Origin of the sequence: uncultured Sphingomonas sp. (genome assembly GCF_937871615.1) — a bacterium.
Taxonomy (GTDB): Bacteria; Pseudomonadota; Alphaproteobacteria; order Sphingomonadales; family Sphingomonadaceae; genus Sphingomonas.
In genome coordinates, this window is record NZ_CALMPA010000047.1 from 19,371 (window position 1) to 36,757 (window position 17,387).

18 protein-coding genes and 1 pseudogene are annotated in these 17,387 nt (G+C 64.9%); 1 reads left to right on the forward strand and 18 read right to left on the reverse strand.

The annotated features are described in order from the left end of the window. Positions 1 to 68: 68 nt before the first annotated feature. The 12 genes from Q0316_RS15040 to Q0316_RS15095 all read right to left on the reverse strand — a co-directional run bounded on the left by Q0316_RS15040 (position 69) and on the right by Q0316_RS15095 (position 10,326). Positions 69 to 419, reverse strand: a complete 351-nt coding sequence (locus Q0316_RS15040) for a DUF3768 domain-containing protein (protein ID WP_298674048.1) — start codon at positions 417 to 419, stop codon at positions 69 to 71. After that, positions 416 to 1,366, reverse strand: coding sequence for a hypothetical protein (locus tag Q0316_RS15045; protein WP_298674050.1), 951 nt, complete (start codon positions 1,364 to 1,366; stop codon positions 416 to 418). Before Q0316_RS15045 ends, Q0316_RS15040 begins: the two co-directional genes overlap by 4 nt. A gap of 69 nt (positions 1,367 to 1,435) precedes the next feature. Beyond that, positions 1,436 to 2,719: a hypothetical protein gene (locus Q0316_RS15050; RefSeq protein WP_298674053.1), complete on the reverse strand. Its 1,284-nt coding sequence runs from the start codon at positions 2,717 to 2,719 to the stop codon at positions 1,436 to 1,438. Between the two features lie 20 nt (positions 2,720 to 2,739). Then, positions 2,740 to 3,384, reverse strand: coding sequence for a hypothetical protein (locus tag Q0316_RS15055; RefSeq protein ID WP_298674056.1), 645 nt, complete (start codon positions 3,382 to 3,384; stop codon positions 2,740 to 2,742). Between the two features lie 93 nt (positions 3,385 to 3,477). Beyond that, on the reverse strand, positions 3,478 to 4,236 hold the full coding sequence (locus Q0316_RS15060) for a PRTRC system ThiF family protein (RefSeq protein WP_298674058.1): 759 nt from the start codon (positions 4,234 to 4,236) through the stop codon (positions 3,478 to 3,480). Further along, positions 4,226 to 4,885 (reverse strand): PRTRC system protein A, encoded by a 660-nt coding sequence (locus tag Q0316_RS15065; RefSeq protein ID WP_298674060.1) that lies wholly within the window; start codon positions 4,883 to 4,885, stop codon positions 4,226 to 4,228. Before Q0316_RS15065 ends, Q0316_RS15060 begins: the two co-directional genes overlap by 11 nt. Continuing rightward, the gene (locus tag Q0316_RS15070) at positions 4,882 to 5,712 is read right to left on the reverse strand and encodes a PRTRC system protein B (protein WP_298674063.1); all 831 of its coding nucleotides are present in this window, start codon (positions 5,710 to 5,712) and stop codon (positions 4,882 to 4,884) included. Before Q0316_RS15070 ends, Q0316_RS15065 begins: the two co-directional genes overlap by 4 nt. A gap of 10 nt (positions 5,713 to 5,722) precedes the next feature. Next, entirely contained in the window at positions 5,723 to 6,619 is an 897-nt protein-coding gene (locus Q0316_RS15075; protein ID WP_298674066.1) for a hypothetical protein, read from the reverse strand. A 266-nt stretch (positions 6,620 to 6,885) separates the two neighbouring features. After that, on the reverse strand, positions 6,886 to 7,092 hold the full coding sequence (locus tag Q0316_RS15080) for a PRTRC system protein C (protein ID WP_298674069.1): 207 nt from the start codon (positions 7,090 to 7,092) through the stop codon (positions 6,886 to 6,888). A 46-nt stretch (positions 7,093 to 7,138) separates the two neighbouring features. Next, entirely contained in the window at positions 7,139 to 7,570 is a 432-nt protein-coding gene (locus Q0316_RS15085) for a PRTRC system protein E (RefSeq protein WP_298674071.1), read from the reverse strand. 34 nt (positions 7,571 to 7,604) lie between these two features. Next, a complete protein-coding gene (locus Q0316_RS15090) occupies positions 7,605 to 9,185 on the reverse strand; it encodes a PRTRC system ParB family protein (protein ID WP_298674083.1) in 1,581 nt (526 codons plus the stop codon). Positions 9,186 to 9,312: 127 nt separating this feature from the next. Further along, positions 9,313 to 10,326 (reverse strand): hypothetical protein, encoded by a 1,014-nt coding sequence (locus Q0316_RS15095; RefSeq protein ID WP_298674073.1) that lies wholly within the window; start codon positions 10,324 to 10,326, stop codon positions 9,313 to 9,315. A gap of 88 nt (positions 10,327 to 10,414) precedes the next feature. Between Q0316_RS15095 and Q0316_RS15100 the strand changes: the two genes are divergently transcribed. Continuing rightward, on the forward strand, positions 10,415 to 10,903 hold the full coding sequence (locus Q0316_RS15100) for a hypothetical protein (protein WP_298674075.1): 489 nt from the start codon (positions 10,415 to 10,417) through the stop codon (positions 10,901 to 10,903). Positions 10,904 to 10,907: 4 nt separating this feature from the next. Here the strand turns inward: Q0316_RS15100 and Q0316_RS15105 are convergent, their stop codons facing one another. The 6 genes and pseudogenes from Q0316_RS15105 to Q0316_RS15130 all read right to left on the reverse strand — a co-directional run. Continuing rightward, positions 10,908 to 11,408, reverse strand: coding sequence for a thermonuclease family protein (locus Q0316_RS15105; RefSeq protein WP_298674085.1), 501 nt, complete (start codon positions 11,406 to 11,408; stop codon positions 10,908 to 10,910). Further along, positions 11,408 to 11,608, reverse strand: a complete 201-nt coding sequence (locus Q0316_RS15110; protein WP_298674077.1) for a hypothetical protein — start codon at positions 11,606 to 11,608, stop codon at positions 11,408 to 11,410. Before Q0316_RS15110 ends, Q0316_RS15105 begins: the two co-directional genes overlap by 1 nt. A 42-nt stretch (positions 11,609 to 11,650) precedes the next feature. Then, entirely contained in the window at positions 11,651 to 12,259 is a 609-nt protein-coding gene (locus Q0316_RS15115; protein ID WP_298674078.1) for a hypothetical protein, read from the reverse strand. Positions 12,260 to 12,302: 43 nt separating this feature from the next. Beyond that, entirely contained in the window at positions 12,303 to 13,244 is a 942-nt protein-coding gene (locus Q0316_RS15120) for a zincin-like metallopeptidase domain-containing protein (RefSeq protein WP_298674080.1), read from the reverse strand. Positions 13,245 to 13,341: 97 nt separating this feature from the next. Then, positions 13,342 to 15,447, reverse strand: coding sequence for a ParB/RepB/Spo0J family partition protein (locus Q0316_RS15125; RefSeq protein WP_298674081.1), 2,106 nt, complete (start codon positions 15,445 to 15,447; stop codon positions 13,342 to 13,344). A 108-nt stretch (positions 15,448 to 15,555) separates the two neighbouring features. Further along, positions 15,556 to 17,367 (reverse strand): annotated as a pseudogene (locus Q0316_RS15130) (strawberry notch C-terminal domain-containing protein); the annotation flags it as partial. Positions 17,368 to 17,387 lie beyond the last annotated feature (20 nt).

Sequence of the window (17,387 nt, forward strand, 5' to 3'; positions counted from 1 at the left end):
GTCGCAGGTGTTATGCGGCGCAAAGTTACCTCCATTTTGGATGCGAATTGGCGGGGCTCGTGCCGGGCTCAGTCGTCGCTGGGCAGCATGATGGTCATGACGCGGACGGTCGCCGCGGCATCGGCCGGGTCTTCCGAGCCCCATTCGAGCGAGGGGTCATAATAGTCGATGCGGAAGCGCACCGCGTGACCCTCGATCTCGAACTGCCCATAGTTGCGTTCCGGGCCGTCGTCGGGCTTGAACTCGTAGCGCCGGACGGCCGCGAGGACGGCGGCCTGGGCTATTGCTTCACTGACGATCCTGTTGTCGCCCGCCAGCGTGGCGAGACAGGTCGCCGTCATCACGATGCGCGCATTGCGATCGAGTCCGAGGCGCACACGATCGTTGAGCTCGGCGATCCGGGATATGGTGCTGGTCATGCTGCCTCCATCAGGCCGGTGTTGAAGGTCTCGATCCACTCTTCCATCGTCGGCCGTTCGGAGAGCGGCACGATGCTGGCTGCGTCCTGGAAGCGGATGAGGTCGGTCGGTGCATCGCGCCGGATGGCGTCAATCTCGGCCTCGGCCAGCAGCCGTTCGGCGCGGATGAAATCGGTGATCCTGCCGGGTCTGGTCTTGGTCGACCGTCGCCACAGCCCTTCGACGGTGCGCAGCCGTGGCTCAGCGCGGGCTTCGATCAGGACGATCAGGCGCAGGCACCACACTGGCAAGGCGCGCACTTCGTCGGGCCGGATGGCGCCGCAGAAAAAGCAGCTCGACTTGGGCGGCACCGGGAGGCCGGCGGCCTCGATCCGGGCGATGCAGCGATCGCGCGTCCAGTTCCATTCGCGCAGCGGATAGCGGCACTCGAACAGCGGATCGTCCAGCGCTGCGGCATGGGCATAGCGCCGCGTATCGGCGGCGGACACGTCATAGCCGATCAGACGAATGACCTTCTGCCCATTCGCCCATGCCGCCTGGGCAGGCGCCCATTGTTTCAGGAACGCGTCCTGGGGCGCCACCTTCCATTTGAGGCTGCAACTGTGCCGACCCAGACTGATGCTGGGCAGGGTCGCGTTCGTCAGGACATTGGCGAGGATCGAATAATAGGGCGGCCAGTGCTTGAAGCGCCTGGGGACATAGCGAACCACCTCGTAAGGGATGCCGCGCGCGCGCATCCAGGCCGCGATCATCGCCTGATATTCGTAGGTCTCCGGCTTTTCCGCGCCGGGATCGGCGGAAAGGACCAGGTCGGGGGCTTCGCCGCGGGCCTCGAGTTCGATCAGGAGCGCCGTCGAATCGACCCCGATGCCATAGGCGAGGACGACAGGCGGCGGGGCGGCCACCAATATGGTGTCCACCAATCGTCGGTTGCTGGGAATGTGCATGGGGTTCTCGGCCTCGATCGCGGCCCATCGCCGCGACCATCAAGATCCCCCTCCCCTCAGTCTCAGGGATCAGAGAGCGTCGAACCTCGTTGCGCCACCGAAGAGGCGAAGCGCCCGCGCCATCTCGTCGCGCAGCCGGGCTTTGCTCCCGACGATTAGCGTCGGCGCGAGGAGTTTTCCGCTGGGGTCGATGAAGCCATGCGCGGGAGCACCGCCCTGTTCGATTGAAACGAGATGCCCTCTTCCAGGCCCAGGCCCCTGATAGTGGGCCGTCAACTCGCCAAGCTTGGCGGTGAGGCCCTTGGTCGCCTTGGACCAACGGATGTGCCCGGCGCCGAGATTGCTCCCGGCCTCGCGGCCTCGGTCCAGCCAGAGCTTCAGATGAGCCTTGACCTGTAGGGGCGTGTTACGCGTGCGCTCACGATTTCGACAGATCGGAAGGGCAACCGAGTGAGCGTCGAGAACCCGAAGATACTCGCCGTGCAGCGCGACCAAAATGTCCTCGACGTCGATGCCCGACAAAAGAGCGCGAAGGCGGTCAGCCTGTTCGGGGCTGGCGATGAGTTCATCGGCACGAGCCGCCGTCAATTCCTCGGCCTCGGGCGATATCCCGGTCGATGAGACGAAGCCTCGCGCCGCTGTCAGGATGATCGCGTGGCCGCCAAAGCGACCGCCCGTCTCACGAAAGCGCTCTAGGACTCCGGTTCGGCCGAGCGCTGCCACCGGGTGATCACCGAGAATGATGACGCGCCGCGGCCATGGCGTCGGTCGAGGGCGGTCGCTGGGTTTCGGCCAGTCCGAGGGTAGTGATCGCGCCGCGCCCTGCGACAGCACTGGGGCGGCCGATCGTCCGGCGGCAAGGTTGGTCCGGCGCGCCGCATCGAAGAGATCATCGACGTCGCCGCCGCCATCGGCAAACCCGCGATCATAGGCCGGCCGTTCTGCGGCCTTGGCTGGCGCCCGGTGATCCCAACCGGCATGGGCTGCGTACCAGCCATCGGCATAGCGGACTGCCTGATTCCAGTCATAGCCATAGCGATCGCGTCCACGCAGGATCGCAGCATCACGCTCGTCGCCGTGTGGCGACACGGCCCGGCTCTCGGTGAAGCCGAAATTGCGCACCTGACGCTCGGCCTCGGTAGCGGCGGCAATGGCATCGTTGACCGGCCTCATTGCGACGACACGTTCGCGGGTGCGCGCCATCCGGTCTGCCGCCGGCGATGTTGGCGGAAGATCGGGATAGTCACGCCAGGCCTTCGCGATCGCCTCGGCGTGATTGGGTGCCCGCCCTCGGGCAAGCCAGGTGGCGGCCGAGCAAGGATCGAAAGGCGCGATGTTCACTGCGCGGCTCATACGCTCGGCCTCCATCGGTATCAGGCAAAGAGGCGCATGGGCTGCGCAACCGGTGGGGTCAGGCGTAGGTCGCGCTGAAGGCGCGTGGCGAAACGGTCGGGCGCCATGAGGTCGTTGACCGATGCCCAGTGATTGCGATCGCCGCAGTGATCGTCGCGGCCGCGAACACGGCGATAGAGGACTTCCCGGCCCGGCCCCGAACAGCCGAGCGAGAGCTGTACCCATGCCTCCTCGCCGTGGAGCGTGATTTCGCCTGAGACCGCGGGCCCGCCCTTGTTGGAGCGAATATCGTAACTTCCATCGCAGAGGCCCAAGGCGTCGGCCAGGCGTCGCATCGCGGAGCGGCCCTCGGAATGAAAGAGGCGCTTTGCCGCCTCGTCGTAGCTCACGCCGCGATAGGCGAGATTGCGCAGCACCGGGGTTCGGCGGATTTCGGCGATCTGGTCCATGCAGGTGCGCCGAAGCTCCAGACTGGACGGCCGATCCTCGCACACCGCGCTGAGGTGGCGAACGAGCAGGATTACGGCGGGATCGGTCTCGGCATCCTTGCCGGCATTGCGGCAATCCTTGATGGCCGCGCCGATGGCATGGAGGGTGGTGCCGACCGTGATCAGCGAACTGGGGTCGAGCGCTTGCTGATGGCGCATGGCGACGTCGTAAGTCATGGGAAGGGCCTCCGGTCTTGAGCGAAAATCCGCTCAAACGGCCCTTCCCCCCTCCCCTTTCTCCCGTGGGCGGCCTCGGGGCGGCGCTTCCCTTCAGGTGGTGATCGGCAGCGGAATGGGAACGCTCTGTCCGGTGGCGATGTTGATGAAGGCGCCGGCATGACCGATCGATCCTCGACCAAGAAGGTCAAAGAGAAGAGCCAGGGCGTGGCTCGCCACCACCCTGTTCACGAAGAGCGACTGGCGCTCCAGGGCCTCGGCGACCGAGCACGACGGAGCATCGTCATCCGGCAAGGTCTCGTCCGCGATCTCGGGGAAATATTCGAGGACGGTGGGCAGGGATGGCTGATCGGCTTCGGTCTCGCGGTTCGGGCAGCCGAGAAGGAACTGCCCGTCGCCCGCCCGATTGCCGAGATCCATCCAATAGGTCGGCGCGTTTCGCGCCGCGGCGAGCGCCGTGCCTATGCTGCGACGTGCGGATGCGGTGTCGACGCAGGTGATGATGAGATCGGCGCCGTCGAGCTTGACGGCCTCGGGGGCACGACCGTGCAGCGCCGTCCAGTCGAGGCCGTGCGCGAGATTGATCCGCTCGGTCAGGGTGCGGGCCTTCGAACTGCCAATGTCGCATCGATAGAAAGGCTGTCGGCCAAGATTGGCTTCGTTGACGGTATCATCGTCGACGACGGTCACGTCGAGCGAGCGGGTGGAGATGGCGCGCAGCGCCGTGTCCAGCGAGGCGAGCCCCATCAGTATCTGCGCACCGTTTCCGCCGCAGCCGACGAGCACAACCTTGATCGCGCGGTTGCCAAGGGCCGCCGGCAGAAAGTGACGGGCGGGCATATCAGAGGTCATGATAGTCTCCTGAAAAGGGGCTGCGCGGAAGCGGCAGGAACATCCCGCCGGCGCACAGCCGGGAGGCAATTGCCGGACCGCCCGCATGACCGAGACGGCCGACCACCAAAGAAATCTTGGTCGCGTGCGCGTCGTCAGCATCGTCGGTCGCGCTGAAGAAGGCCGGACCATGGCCATGGCTGTGAATGTCGCAGACGATATGGTGATGCGGCGGCAGGACGGGTGTGCGGTAGGTCAGGTGCGACGGCGTCGCGCGGTCGATCTGGGGAAAATCCAGCGCGAACTGCCGATCGTCTTCATTCCAGACGATGAAGGCCGCGGCCTCGTTCGGCAGGGCGTCCCGGAAATGCTCGAGAATTTGTTGAAACAGCTCCGCCGGTATCAAGCCGCAGCGTAAGTCCGCGCGCCCGGTGCCAATGCTTCCGTAGGGCAGATAGGCTGGAATGGGCGGGGTCAGTGGCAGGTCCAGCGAGAGCCAGGCCCGGCGCAGAATCAGGCAGACGCCGTCACGTCCGACGGCGAGGCAATTGCCGACACGGGCGCCGCGAACCGCGTCAATCGCGGGGGATCGGCCATTGGGGGGCACCGGATAACATGGCGCGGCCTCAAGGATGGCTGCGGCGGTTGGATCTTCGGCGAGGGCTGTCATCGACGGGCCTTTCCATAGATGAGGTCGCCGAGCGTCACCGGCTCGGCCTTGAGGCCGCCTCGTGGTGCTGTCTGACGACGATCGCCGAGGAATGGCTTCAGGCGTTTGACCGGAAAGCGTGTTGCACCGGTTGCCGCGAGATTGTCCCAGAGACGCACGAGACCGCCCTTCCCCGTGACCGTCAGCTCCTGACCCGGATTCGGATGCGTCGACCATGAGTCGAACAGCGCGCGCTCGAATTCGGGAATGGCCGCCACCTCAAGCGAAGTCGGCCTCGGGATATTGCCCCAGCAGAGCGAGCCATTGAGGAAGACGTTGAGGATGGGCGAATGAAGAAGGACAGTCTCGGCCGTGGGCCGTTCACTGCACCCAAGCGCGTAGACGCCGAGCCGGCGCCGCGAAGCGACAAGGACGTGTGCCGGATAGGCGACCGGAACAACGGTGCGGCCAGCGAGCGCCCGCAGGCCCGTCGGCGTGGTCGAGAGATTGAAATACGCTGGCCGCACCTGGGCGGGAACCCACCAGACAAGCAGATCGGGATGGGCGACCAGCACTGTCTCGGGGAGAATTCGAGGCGGAGCTACTCGGCCGAGAGACTGCGACCAATGCCGCAAATGTGCCCTGGTCAGAGGAGTGCCGGCGGCGATGGTCGGCGCGCCGGTGGCGTCATGATCGATCTGGTGGATGCTGGCGAATGCCTCGGCATCTTCACCAGGGGTAAGATGGGAGCCGAGCCCGCGGGCCCCGTCGCTTCTGTAGAGCAGGATGGCGTTGGTCAGCACCATGCCGCCTGCGGTTCGCTCGAACTGCACGCTATGGTCGGTCATGTCGGCCTCGTTATTCGGGGGGATAAAGTTCGATGAGGTGCTTGGCGGCCCGGAGCAGCCGCGCGCCAACCGCGAGGGAGGCAAGCCAGGCGTCGATCGCCACGGCCTGCGTCATCGGGCAGAGGCCTGTCACGTCCATGAAGCCGTACTCCATGCCGTGGCGGCCGACGTCGTCGACCTCGACCCCGAACTGCTCGACAGGAACGAGGGTTAGCGGCGGGAGAGGCGAGCACTCCTCGATGCCGGGGACATATTCGTAGAGAACGTCCATCTCGAGGTGCCAGGCATGATCTTCGTTCGGCAGGTTGGAGAGGGCTGCGTGGGCGTCTCGCAGTTCGCGCAAGGCCCGGCGAAGGGCAGTTGGTAGCTTCGACAGGGGCGCCGCCTGCGCCGCAAGCATCCAGTCCGGTCGCTTGGCGTTCATGGCGGACGGCATGATCTGGGCCTCGATTTCGCTATCGTCAGCCCCGTGAAGTGCCATGAGGGCTTCGCGGGCGGCGTCATCCTCGGTTTCGCCATCCCAATAATACATCGAGATATTGTCAAAGAGGTCGTCGTAGCAGAAGACCGGGAGAACACTTCCGAGCGTTCGCTCAAGCGCCCGGTAGGCGGCCGCGCGCCATGGGATGGGCCGGTTGCTGTCTTCGATCCATCCAAGATCCAGTTGCCCGATGCTGTCGCAGACGATGGCGATCGCCGGCGCGCCGCAGGATTCGCCGTTGAGGAGGACGACGCGCAGGTCCGCGATCGGACAGCTTCGCAGGATCTCCAGAACCTTCGCCGTGAAGACCTGTTCGATGTGACGCCGGGCCTCGGGGCGCGTTAGACAGGTGATCGCCCCCTCCTGTGATGCGACCCAGCTGCCCACCAGCTTGTGATGCGCGACCAGCGGTCGATCGAAGATCACGGGAATATCGGGCGATAGGCCGACGGACCGCCCAGCCAGATCAGCCGAGCGGAGGGAGGCGCAGTCCGGTGGGCGGAGGGATGGGATCGGCGGGACCGTCCTCTTGCGCGCCCGCGCAAAGGACGATCTGCGCATGGAGGGCCTGGGCCTGTTTGCTGCAGGATGGGCGGGAAAGTCCGGGAGTGTCGCCATGATCATTCTCGATCCATTCGAGGAGCGTCTTGCGCGGTGCGGCGGGGATGGCCGCCGATTGAGGGCGCGCCACGTCAGCCCTTCGTGCCGATAGCTCGGCGATATTCGGTGACGTGGACACCGCCCGTAACCCCGGCATCGACCAGGTCGGCATTGAGGATCGCCGGGTAGAGGGTGGCGTGGTAAGCGCGCAGCCCCTGCGGGTCATTGGCAAGATGGGGCGGCTGCGGGAGGTCGATACCGTCATAGCGGTAGACGCGGGCAAGATGGTCGATCTGCATCGGAATGTCCTCGTTGGAATTGCAAAGGGGTGTCGGCTGCTTCCGATCACCAGAGACTGGCCGGCTCCTCCGATTTTGCGTCGGCCGGCAGGGCTCCCGGCGCTGGCGCTGCCGGAGCGCTGGTGGCGACCGCCGGTTTGGGAGACGGCGATGCTGCTTTTGCCTTCGCGGCCTCGGCGGAGGCAGCGCGGACGGCCTCGGCCGCGTCCCGCTGGGTGGCGATCTGGTCGGCCAGCGTCTTGCGCGTGGCTATCAGTCCGCCGAGCGCACCTTCAGCGCCCTTTGCAAGTTCGGCGTCGATCTCGGCGGCGGTCGCGATGATAGAGATCGGGTGCAGCTCGCCGGCCTCGGCCTTTTGCGATTTGCCCTCGGCTACACGGGGAATGATGATGAGGGTGACAACGCCGTCGGCGCCGGCGACCAGGTCGAAGGCGAGCGAATAGCTGCCCAGCAAGGGCAGGAGATTTGTGATCAGCATTTTGGTGATTCCTTGATTGGAAAGCGGGGTGGGCTCAGGCAGCCAGATCGGCCACCACCTCCTGGGTCTTCGCAGGCGTAAGGGGCTGGGGCGGCGAATAGCGGCCATCGAGGGTCATCGCGCTCGGCACTCGGCCAGCCCAGTCGAACCCGACCGCGTTCAACATGCCCGTGATGAGGTCGCCCTTCTTGGCGCCGAGCAGCTTGGCGAAGGCTTTCTCCCCCGTATGCGCCACAAGGCCGCACTCGCCGGCGATGAACTTCAGCTCGTCCTTCGTGTAGCGTTCGAGGAATGCGCGATCGACCTGCCAGACCGTCCGGATGTCGATACCGAAGGCGCTCGAAAGATCAGCGACGTGGGTAAACGACTGGACGTCCCGGGCATATGCGGCCCCGATTGCAGCGAGCACCGTCGTGGCCTGGCCCTCGGACAGCTCGCGGATCTCCGCGATCTTTTCCTTGAAGCCGCGATCGGGGAACGCTGCGTCGACCAGCAGCGCAGCGCGCGAGGTCAAGGTCCCTGCCTTGATGTGCGAAAGCGTGCCGGTCAGCGCTGCCACGAGGATCGCCGCCTGGGCGTTTGATGGATCGTCAGCCAGCCCGCGGGCGAGTGCCGTTCGCCACGTCGCCTCCCGCAGGTCGGCCGTGCGGCTTGCGATGGACTTTGCGGTGATGCTGGGGCCGGTGCTGGTGGAAACCTTGCGCACGACGGTTCCGCGACCGACCAGAGGCGCGGAAGGCGCCGCGTCATCGATCAGACCGCCGATCTCGCCATCATCCTCGTTTTCGTCGCCATCCTCAGCGGGATCGTCATCATCGGGCTCGATCGCTGCAGCGGCATCCTCGGCCTCGGCCGCCGCCTCCGCTTCACGGCGTGCGGCTTCGACGGCCTCGGTCTTGAGCTGAAAGCAGGTGGCGTTGGTGCAGTGTCCATCGTCGACATGGGTGTCGAACAAGGCACGTTGTGTGCCCGAATTGAACGGACAGGTGGTGCATTCCGTCTTGTCGAAAATGGCATCGGCGAGGCGCTGCGTGACCTTCATAAGAAGATCGCGGGTCTTGGCGATATCCAGGCCGGCGGCGATGATCGTCTCGAGCGCCTTGTCCTGCTTGTCGGCGGGGACGGCGGCGAGCAGCTCGGCGTGTCCGACCTTGATCCGGCGCTCGTCGAGCGCGGTTTTGACGGTCTCGGAAAGGTCTGCGAGGGCGAGGCGGCGATCGAGCTTCGCGCGAGACCAGCCAAGCCGCCGGGCAGTTTCGGCTCGGTCGCCTTGGCACGCCGCGAGATAGCGGACGGCCGCGTCCGCCTGCTCGGTCTCGGAAGGGTCGTCTCGATCATCGTTTTCGGCAATCGCCGCGTCGAGCGCCTCCTGGTCGGTCATCTCCCGTATGAGGACCGGCACCTCGCCGTTGTCGCCGAATGCCTCCATTGCCGCCCGGTAGCGGCGACCGCCTGCGACGATCGTGAAATGCTCCGGCAGGTCGGCGGCGGGCCGCACCAGCATCGGCTGCAACATGCCCCGCAAACGCAGGGAAGCGACGAGTTCGTCATGTTTCTTCCGGTCGAAATAGCGGCGCGGATTATAACCAACGGCGATCCGGGCGAGCGGGACCATGGCGGTCCCTGCAGGGTGCGGTGCGGTCAAGGCAGTTCTCCTGATGGGAATGGCGGCGCACGCGCTTGCCCGCGACATGCACACTTTCGATGAGCCTGATGCTCACCCTCCCATCCCCCCTCCCCTTTCACCGCTGGGCCGTCTCGCCATGGAAGATGTCGGCCGCCCATTGCTCGATCCACGGCTCGAACACCTCGTCATGATCGAGATCGCCGGACTCGATGAGCTCGCGGATTTCGATACGGGCCTGTGCGATCGCGGCCTCCCAGGGGTCGATCGGCAGAGGCTCTGCGACCGCAGGCCGTTGCTGCGGAAGGCGTCGTGGCCGCCCGGCAAGCCGGTTGCGCTGACCGGCCAGCCATTTCTCCATGTGATCGGCCACCATGCGATCCGTTTTGGAGATGCCAGTCCTCAAAGCCTCCCGCCGGGCTCCGACGCCATAGGCCTGGCTGTCGATCGAGGTGATCCGGTGCGAGAAAGGCAGGAGATAGGGCAGCGCTGTGCCTTTGACGCCAAATGCGTGAAGACGCACACCGCGAGGCAGGATTTGATCGAGGTGATCGATGACCGCAATCAGGCCTTCCGGTCCGTGGATATCGCGCCGGCACATGCTGCCGATACCGATCAGCGCCCCGGGGCGGATGGAGCCCCAGAGCGCATCGATGCAACGTTCATAGTCGGACGGTCGCCGGCCCTGGATCACCGGCATCAACCTGTCCGCGATGCCGGCATCCTCCCCCAAGGTGCGACAATCGCGGTTTGCGCGGATGGTCCGCGCCAGGCGGTCGATCACAGCATCGCGATCGTGGGCGATTTCGGCCTCGACGCAATAATCGGCGCTCGCCCACCAATGAAAGGGATAGGCCGCCGCCAGCGATACATAGTCCGCCAGTGACCAGGGGAAGCCGCCATAGCGGGCCGCCGCGACAAAGCCGGCGGAATCCAGGCAGAGGCCGGGCAAGCCCCGTGCGTTGTGAAGCTGACCAAGGCGCCAACCCGCCCACTCGCGCCAGCCCCGCTTTTCGGACCAGCGCGAAAGAGCGTTCACCGAGATCAGCGCAGTCCGACCCAGCGTGCGTGCGCGCTGCAGGATTGGTCCCTCATTGAGATGCGGCAGGCCGACGATGACGTTGATGGGCATGATGCATGCTCCGCTCGCAACCGACAGCACGACGACAATTGACGGTCGCGCATGTTCACGTTACGTTCTAGTGAGTAGGAGATTTGCCATGACGACGCCCAGCTTCCGACACCTGTTCGACCTCGACATCACGTTGCGGGATGCGGCGCTGGACATGGAGCACCGGCCGACCCGGCGGATGATCGCCAACGCGGCGATCGGCATCCATGTTGAGGACGCCTATTATTCGGTGCGCGAGCTGCGCGAGGCGGTGAGCTGGGTGCATGAAGGCGTCCCGGCGGGCAAGCTGAAGCTGGCGGAGATCCTCGGCAATGATGGTGCCGATGATTTCCAGCGCTGCGTCTATTTCTGCCTCGCGGGCCGCGGCGTGGTGTCCATGCTCGACGATCTCGAATGGCTGGAGGATCTGCTGGAGCGGCGCGGACGTGTTGCTGGTGAGCAGAAGCGTCTGAAGGCGACGGTGATGCCGCTGGCGAACCCCTATGTGGCCGACGCGCCTGACGGGCCGCTGGTCAGGATGGACGGGAACTTCGAGCAAGGGCCTTCGTGGTGGGCCGACCCGACTTTGTCGGCCTGACCTGTCACCGCTCGCAGCTCAAGCGGTCGCCGTGCCGCCAGCGCGAGGGCTCAAGCCAGACCCCGGCGAAGGCCCCTACCCTTTGGCTCCTGGCCGAAGCAAACGCCATATTGTAGGCGCGCAGCCGCGCTGGATCGTCCCGGAGAAAGCTCGCCTGCGGGGTCGCGAGGCCCGCGCGGATGAGACGTACTCCCAGGTCCTCACCATCGACCGTCACGACCGCCACGGGCCGTCCATAGGAGGACGAGGGCATGAGCCGGATCGTCGCGGCCTTGGAACGAAGGGCATTGGCCGCGAAATCCTGCGCCGCCTTGCCGCACTGCCAGCAACCAGACTCGCGCTGACAAAGCTGCCCCCGCTCGAAGGCATCGACGCCGAGCAGGCGAAGGTCGACCGCCACCGTATCCCCATCGATCGCTCGGGCCTTGGCGTCGAATGTCTGCGACCATGCGGCCGACGAAAGAAGCGCGCCGCTGATGAGCGCGATGGTCGTCGCAGCCCGGATCAAAATGTCATCTCCACCTCGACGTGATCATCGGCCGTCGGCGCGGTGCAGACCCGGAAAGGTTGCAGCGGGTCTCCAGTCCGGACGATCGACACACGGCCCGGTCGATCGTCGAACAGGCGGCCGGCGACGCGATTGGCGTTCTCGCGGCTGCAGAGCTGGAGGCGCTTGGGCGACAGTTTAAGACACGCGGCGAACATGATGGCTCCTCCCTGCTGCGGGAATGATACTGGCTGATGCACTCATGCAAAGATCGTCTTGTGAACTTTGGTCACGGGGACAATCGCCCATTCGCGCTCCATGAACCGGCTGATCGCATAGCCGCAGCGGGTCTCGGGATCGCGGAAGCTCAGGCGGCGGCCGCGCTTCACGACGATAAATTCGTCGCCCACATGGCCATCGGAGAAGGTCAGGGCCTGGGCTAGCTTGATCCGGTCGCCGTCCTCGATCCTGCGCGCTCGGCGGGCAAGATTGGCGCGGCACCGGGCGCGCCAGTCCAGGGCGTGCTCTCGGTCCGTCGGCGTGAGAAGATCGAGGATGTGGCCCGGGCAGCTATCCTCACAGGGTCCGACGGATTCGTCCATATCCTTGTAGCCGAAGTGCTCGCCCGATTTGCTTTTCGGATTCCACATCACCTTGCAGACGATGGCAAAGACCTCTTTGCCGATGCCGTCGACCATCACCTGAGCCGCGGCATAATAGGTGCGGTTCTGTGGGCAGGACGAGGCGAGTACCTTCAGGCCCTTGATGGTCCCGTCCGCCTCACGGCTGTAGGTGAACTGCGCGTCCAGATAGTCCTTGGCGGTCTTGTGACCGCCCATGTGGTAGCGGGACATGGTGAGCCAGCCCATCGGTGTCTCCTGTGGTGTCGAGGGAAGATAGGATCGCGACAGCTCATGCCGCCTGCGGGATTGGCGCCACGGCCTCGGTCGGTGCCTCGATCCCGCTGCCGTCGCCGAAGGCGAGCAGGTAGTTGAAGGCTTGTTCGGCCTTGGAGGAGGCGTGGATGATCGCGGTCTTGTCGGCGCGCAAAATGCCGAGCCAATGGGCAACGTAGCTCGCATGATTGTCATGCAATTCGTTGGGCAGGCCCAGATTGGCGCAGATCAGGCCGCTTCCGATCTCGGCCACGAGCTCTTCGAAACTATAGGCTCGATCGCCGAACCTTTTGCCGAAAGTCCGCGCCAGGCGCGAGCTACCGCCTGACCAATGCACGGTCTCGTGCGCCCTCACCGATGCGTAATGATCCATCGTGGTGAATGACCGGCGATGTGGCATCTGGATGTAGTCGAATGTCGGGTGAAAAAAGGCCCGGTCGCCGCCATGACGAACCTCGGCCGGCACCCGGTCGAAGAACTGGTCGATGGCGCATTGCCGGGCGGATGGATCGATCGGCGCAAGCGCCTCGGCGTCAGGGTAGAAATAGGCCGGGAGCCCGTCGATCTGATCGGCGTTGAACACGAGATAGTGCCTAAGAAAGCGGATGCTGCGCTCGCTCTCGGCACCGGTTACGGGGTCCGCCTCGGTCTTCTTGAAATTCGAGTAGTAGACGGAAAGCGACCCGTGCTCGCCGCGGCGGACATGGCCGCCAAGCGCTTCGGCCTGGCGGTAAGTCATCCAGAAACGCGAGCGATAGCCGTTCGCGTCCGCGATCGCCCAGAGGTAGACCGTGTTGATGCCCGTGTACGGCGTGCCGCAATGGCGCAGCGGACGGCCACCGGCACCGGCCACGCGCCAGGGCCGGGTCCAGGGCGGAACGCCCTCCTCGAGCTTGCGGATGATGAGATCAGTGATTTCGGCCGCGACATCGCGGCTCGGACGGGCTTTCACGGACATAGCTGATGCTCCGGCGAGGTGAGGATGGTTCGGGCACGGGCGGGGACGATCTGACCATCGGCGGTGACGCGAGGTGGATCGCCCCTCCCCCACCAGGTCAGGCTTCGACCGGCTCGATCACCGTGTCGTCAGCCATGGGCTCGCCGTCGGCCTCGCCCGCAATCGGCATTTCGAGGGTATCGGGGTCTTCGCCACGACGATCGGTCGGGCACGGCTCCGCAGCACCAAAGCGCATCACGTCAGGCACCCATGCAAGCACGGCCTCCTTCGTCTCCGGCTCGACGATGGCGGCGCCGGCGAAGAGCTTCTCGCAGCTCTCGGAGATCTCCGTCTTCTTGAGGGTGGCGTGCCGGGCCGTCAGTGCGCCGCCGCCGACCTCGTGGAGCAGGCTCAAGATGCTGCCCTTGTTGACCCGATCGAAGAAGTTTTCCGCGGTCGGGCGCCACCAGCTCGCAACGTCGATCTCAAGGATCGAGGCCAACCGATTGTGGATGGCTACCTGGCCACCGGCACCGCGCGGCTTTGCCTCGATCGACATGGCAACGATGTAGGCCAGCCATTGTGCCTTGCTGTCGTCGTCGAGCGCGCGAAAGCCTTCGAACCGATCAATCTCGTGATCGTGATCGCACCATCCGGCGTCGAGCCCGTCATGGGCTTCAGCCAGATATGAGCGCGCCCGGGAGCCGGGCAGGTCCGTCGAGACGGGGTCCTGAGGCGCATCGGCACAGATCGTCGTGCCATATTGGACGATCTCATCGGTCGAACCGCCACCGGCAAAGACGCGTGCGTCGATCATGACGAACAGAGCGTAATCGAGCGCGAGTGCCGGCTGTGCGAGCAGACAGGAGGCGAGGATGTCGCGGCGTTGTATGGCAAGCTCGTCGTAGAGCCGATTGCTGAGCGGCTTGCCGCCTGGTCCCACGGCCTCGGGTCTGCGTGCTGGCTCGGATGCATCCTTCACGCCGACGCGGAACCTGCCCACACTGCCCTCGTCGGGCTCGCCCTGCTCGTCGTCCTCAGCGTCGTCGGCCGCATCGGGTTCCTCGATGATGAGCTCCTGTTCACTGTAGAATTCGGAATCGAGGCGCATTTCACCCTGGGGGGTCAAGAGCAGAAACGCGCCCACATACGGCCGTAATTCATCGGGGAGCACGGGAGCGCGGTGTTCGATCGCATGGACCTCGGCAATCAGCCGATCGTCCTCCTGATCGAGCGCCTTGTAAGCTTCCTGCGAGATGGTCTCGTCCTGCATCTCGATTTCGAGCTGGCTGCGGCGCGCCTCGATCTCGCTCAGACGGGCGGACTGTTCGTCCGTCAGCGCGGGCGGCTGAAGGATGGCGCGATACAGGCCATGGGCGGCGTTTTGGGCATAATTGCTAGCAATCGGCCTGATCCAGGCGAGGCCCGTTTCCTCACCGATGCGCCGGGCCTCGGCTTCCATGATGTCGCCGGCGAGCCGATGCGCGATTTCCGGATTGTTCCAACGATCATTGCCGTCGGAGAAGAGATCGCCGTCGACCTTACCCCCGGCTGCGCGATACCGCTCCTCGCCAACGAGGATAGCGATCGGATCGCTGGCCTTGAGTGTGTCGTTCGCGATGACGCGCCGGATGGTATCAGCCGTGACGTGGCCGTTCTGGTAGCTTTTCCAGACGAGGAGCTGCTTGTCGTGGTTTTCGGTCGATGCATAGGCCTTGGCGATATCGAGGGTGATCTCGCCCTTGCTCAGCGCATCGAAGATCGGCGCCGAGAGGGAAGCCAGGCGGAGCCGTCCTTCCACGAAGCGACGTGTCACACCGAAACGCTTGGCGACCGCATCGAGATCGCCGGTCGAGCCGATGAAGTGCTGGAACGCGCGGCATTCCTCCGCAGGCGTCATCTTGAGCTGATGGAAATTGGTGGCGGTGGAGGTCTCGGACAATTCAGCATCGTCGCCGGTCAGGACCATGACGGGGACGTCGAAATCGACTTCCGAGATCGTGCCGCGCTCGGCGAGAAGACGCAGCGCGCGCCAACGGCGACCGCCGTCGAACACCTCGTAGGTGCCGCGCGGCTTCTTGGCCGGGGTGACGAGCAGGTTCTGAAGGACGCCCTTGGCCTCGATACTGGCGGCCATGGGCTCGATCTGCAGTTGCTCGTCGGGCGCCGTGCGGACGTTGATCGGCGAAAGCCGCAGCTTGGCAAGTTTGATGGTCTGAATCACCGGGGTCACTCCTCTTGGCGTCCGGCAATTCCCGGACACCACCCCGCTCCCCCTTCCCTCTTTCCCAAGAGCGGCCCCGGGGCACGATTCACCAAGGACGAACCGCGCTCATCCAGGGCCGCCAAGGATGCGTCCCAGGATGTCCGCGGCCTCGTTCACCGGCAGGAACACCCGTGTGCGGTACTGGATGACCTCGGTGAAGCACCCCAGGGATTTCAGCCAGGCGAGCTGATCCGAGGGCGCGCCGATCAACTCGACGCGATGATGCCGGTTCACCATCGAGCGGCGGATCGTCATGGGGAACGGGCGGCCAATATCGACGCTGCGACCGGAATGAGCCGACTTGATGATGTCGGCGGGCGGAAGATTCTCGGCACGATCAATGCCGAGCTTGGTGAAGAGCTGAACGACATGTTCGTCGAAAACGAGCCTGCCGAGCCAGCTATTGCCCGCCTTGTCGGCGATGCGGTTGACCACAAGATGATCGCTGGGCAACGCCGACCAGATCGGCAGGAGCAATCCAGTCGCGAGGCGGATCGTCTCGGTATCGACCTTGTTCGCCGCTTCGTCGGCTTCCGTCTGCCAGTTCTCGCAGAAGGCGTCGCGGCCGATGATCTTCCACGCGCTCTCGAACAGCTCATGTTCGCGAATATATTCGCGCCGGGTTGGCCGGGTGAGTTCGAAGCGCGGGATCGGCGTCCCGTCCTTCTCCTCCATGAGCGCCCGAGCGCGAGTTTGCAGAGCAACCATCCCGGACTTGGCATTGATCAGAAACACGGCCGTGCTGTCGCTCTCGGCGATGCGTAGCACGCGCTCCAGGGTGACGGGTGTGCGCCGCCGTGCGATTTCGATGGTCAGCAAGTGCGATGTCGCACCGCTGACCGGGTCGGTTCGTAGCAGCGTGTCGTCGATCAACGTGGCGGAATCGACGAGGATGGTCTCGACCCCGACATCGAGCCGGCCAGCCTCTCGCGCGGCCGAGACGCGGGTTTCGACCAAAGACAGGAATTCCTCGAAAATGCTGTTCTGCAAGCCAATCGGAAGCGCGAGGATACGGTTGAGCCACCGCTGGATGGGCGGCAACTCGTCCTTCATGACACCATCCTTGTCACAGAGTTCGAGACCGGTTCGGTCCTCGAAATCCGCGTGCGAGATGCTGGTCAGCTTGCCGTCGACAAGAAGATGGAACCAGGTGACCAGCGCGGCGCAGGCATATTCGCTTTCAAGATTGTCGGCCGGATCGAACAGGTTCTGGCCGCCGGTTTGACGCTGGCCCCGCGTGAGGGCGCCGAGGCTGTCGAGCCGCCGCGCGATCGTGCTGGTGAAGCGCAGCTCGCCCTTGCAGTCCGTTGTGACAGGCCGAAACAGCGGGGTGCTCGCCTGATGGGTGCGATGGGTGCGGCCGAGACCCTGGATCGCCCGGTCGGCGCGCCAGCCCGGCTCGAGCAACAGGTGCACGCGCTGCTCCTGGTTCGGCACATCCCTTGACGCGTGATAGGATCGGCCCGTCCCACCGGCGTCCGAGAAGATGAGGATGCGCTTCAACCCCTGCATGAAGGCCGCGGCCTCTGCCTGGCTGGTGCGGGTCGAGCGGGTCTCCAGCTTCTGGCGGCCATCGCCGGTCGAGATCAGGCGCTTGGTCCTGCCGGTGACTTCGGCCACGCAGTCATGCCCGAAATGCTCCAGCACACCGTCGAGCGCCGACATGATCGGTGGCAGCGAACACAGATGTTCGATCATCAGTGCCCGGGCAGCCTCCGCCTCCGGATTATAGACGGGATTGCCGGCATCATCCGTCATCGGCTCCGATCGCTGCGTACCGGTGTCGTCGGTGAAAACGCGCATCTGACGGGTCGGGAAGGCACGTTCGAGATAGTCGATGACATATTCTTTGCAGTCGCAGTTTATGTCGAGCGTGGCAGCGGGAGGCGCAGATTTCC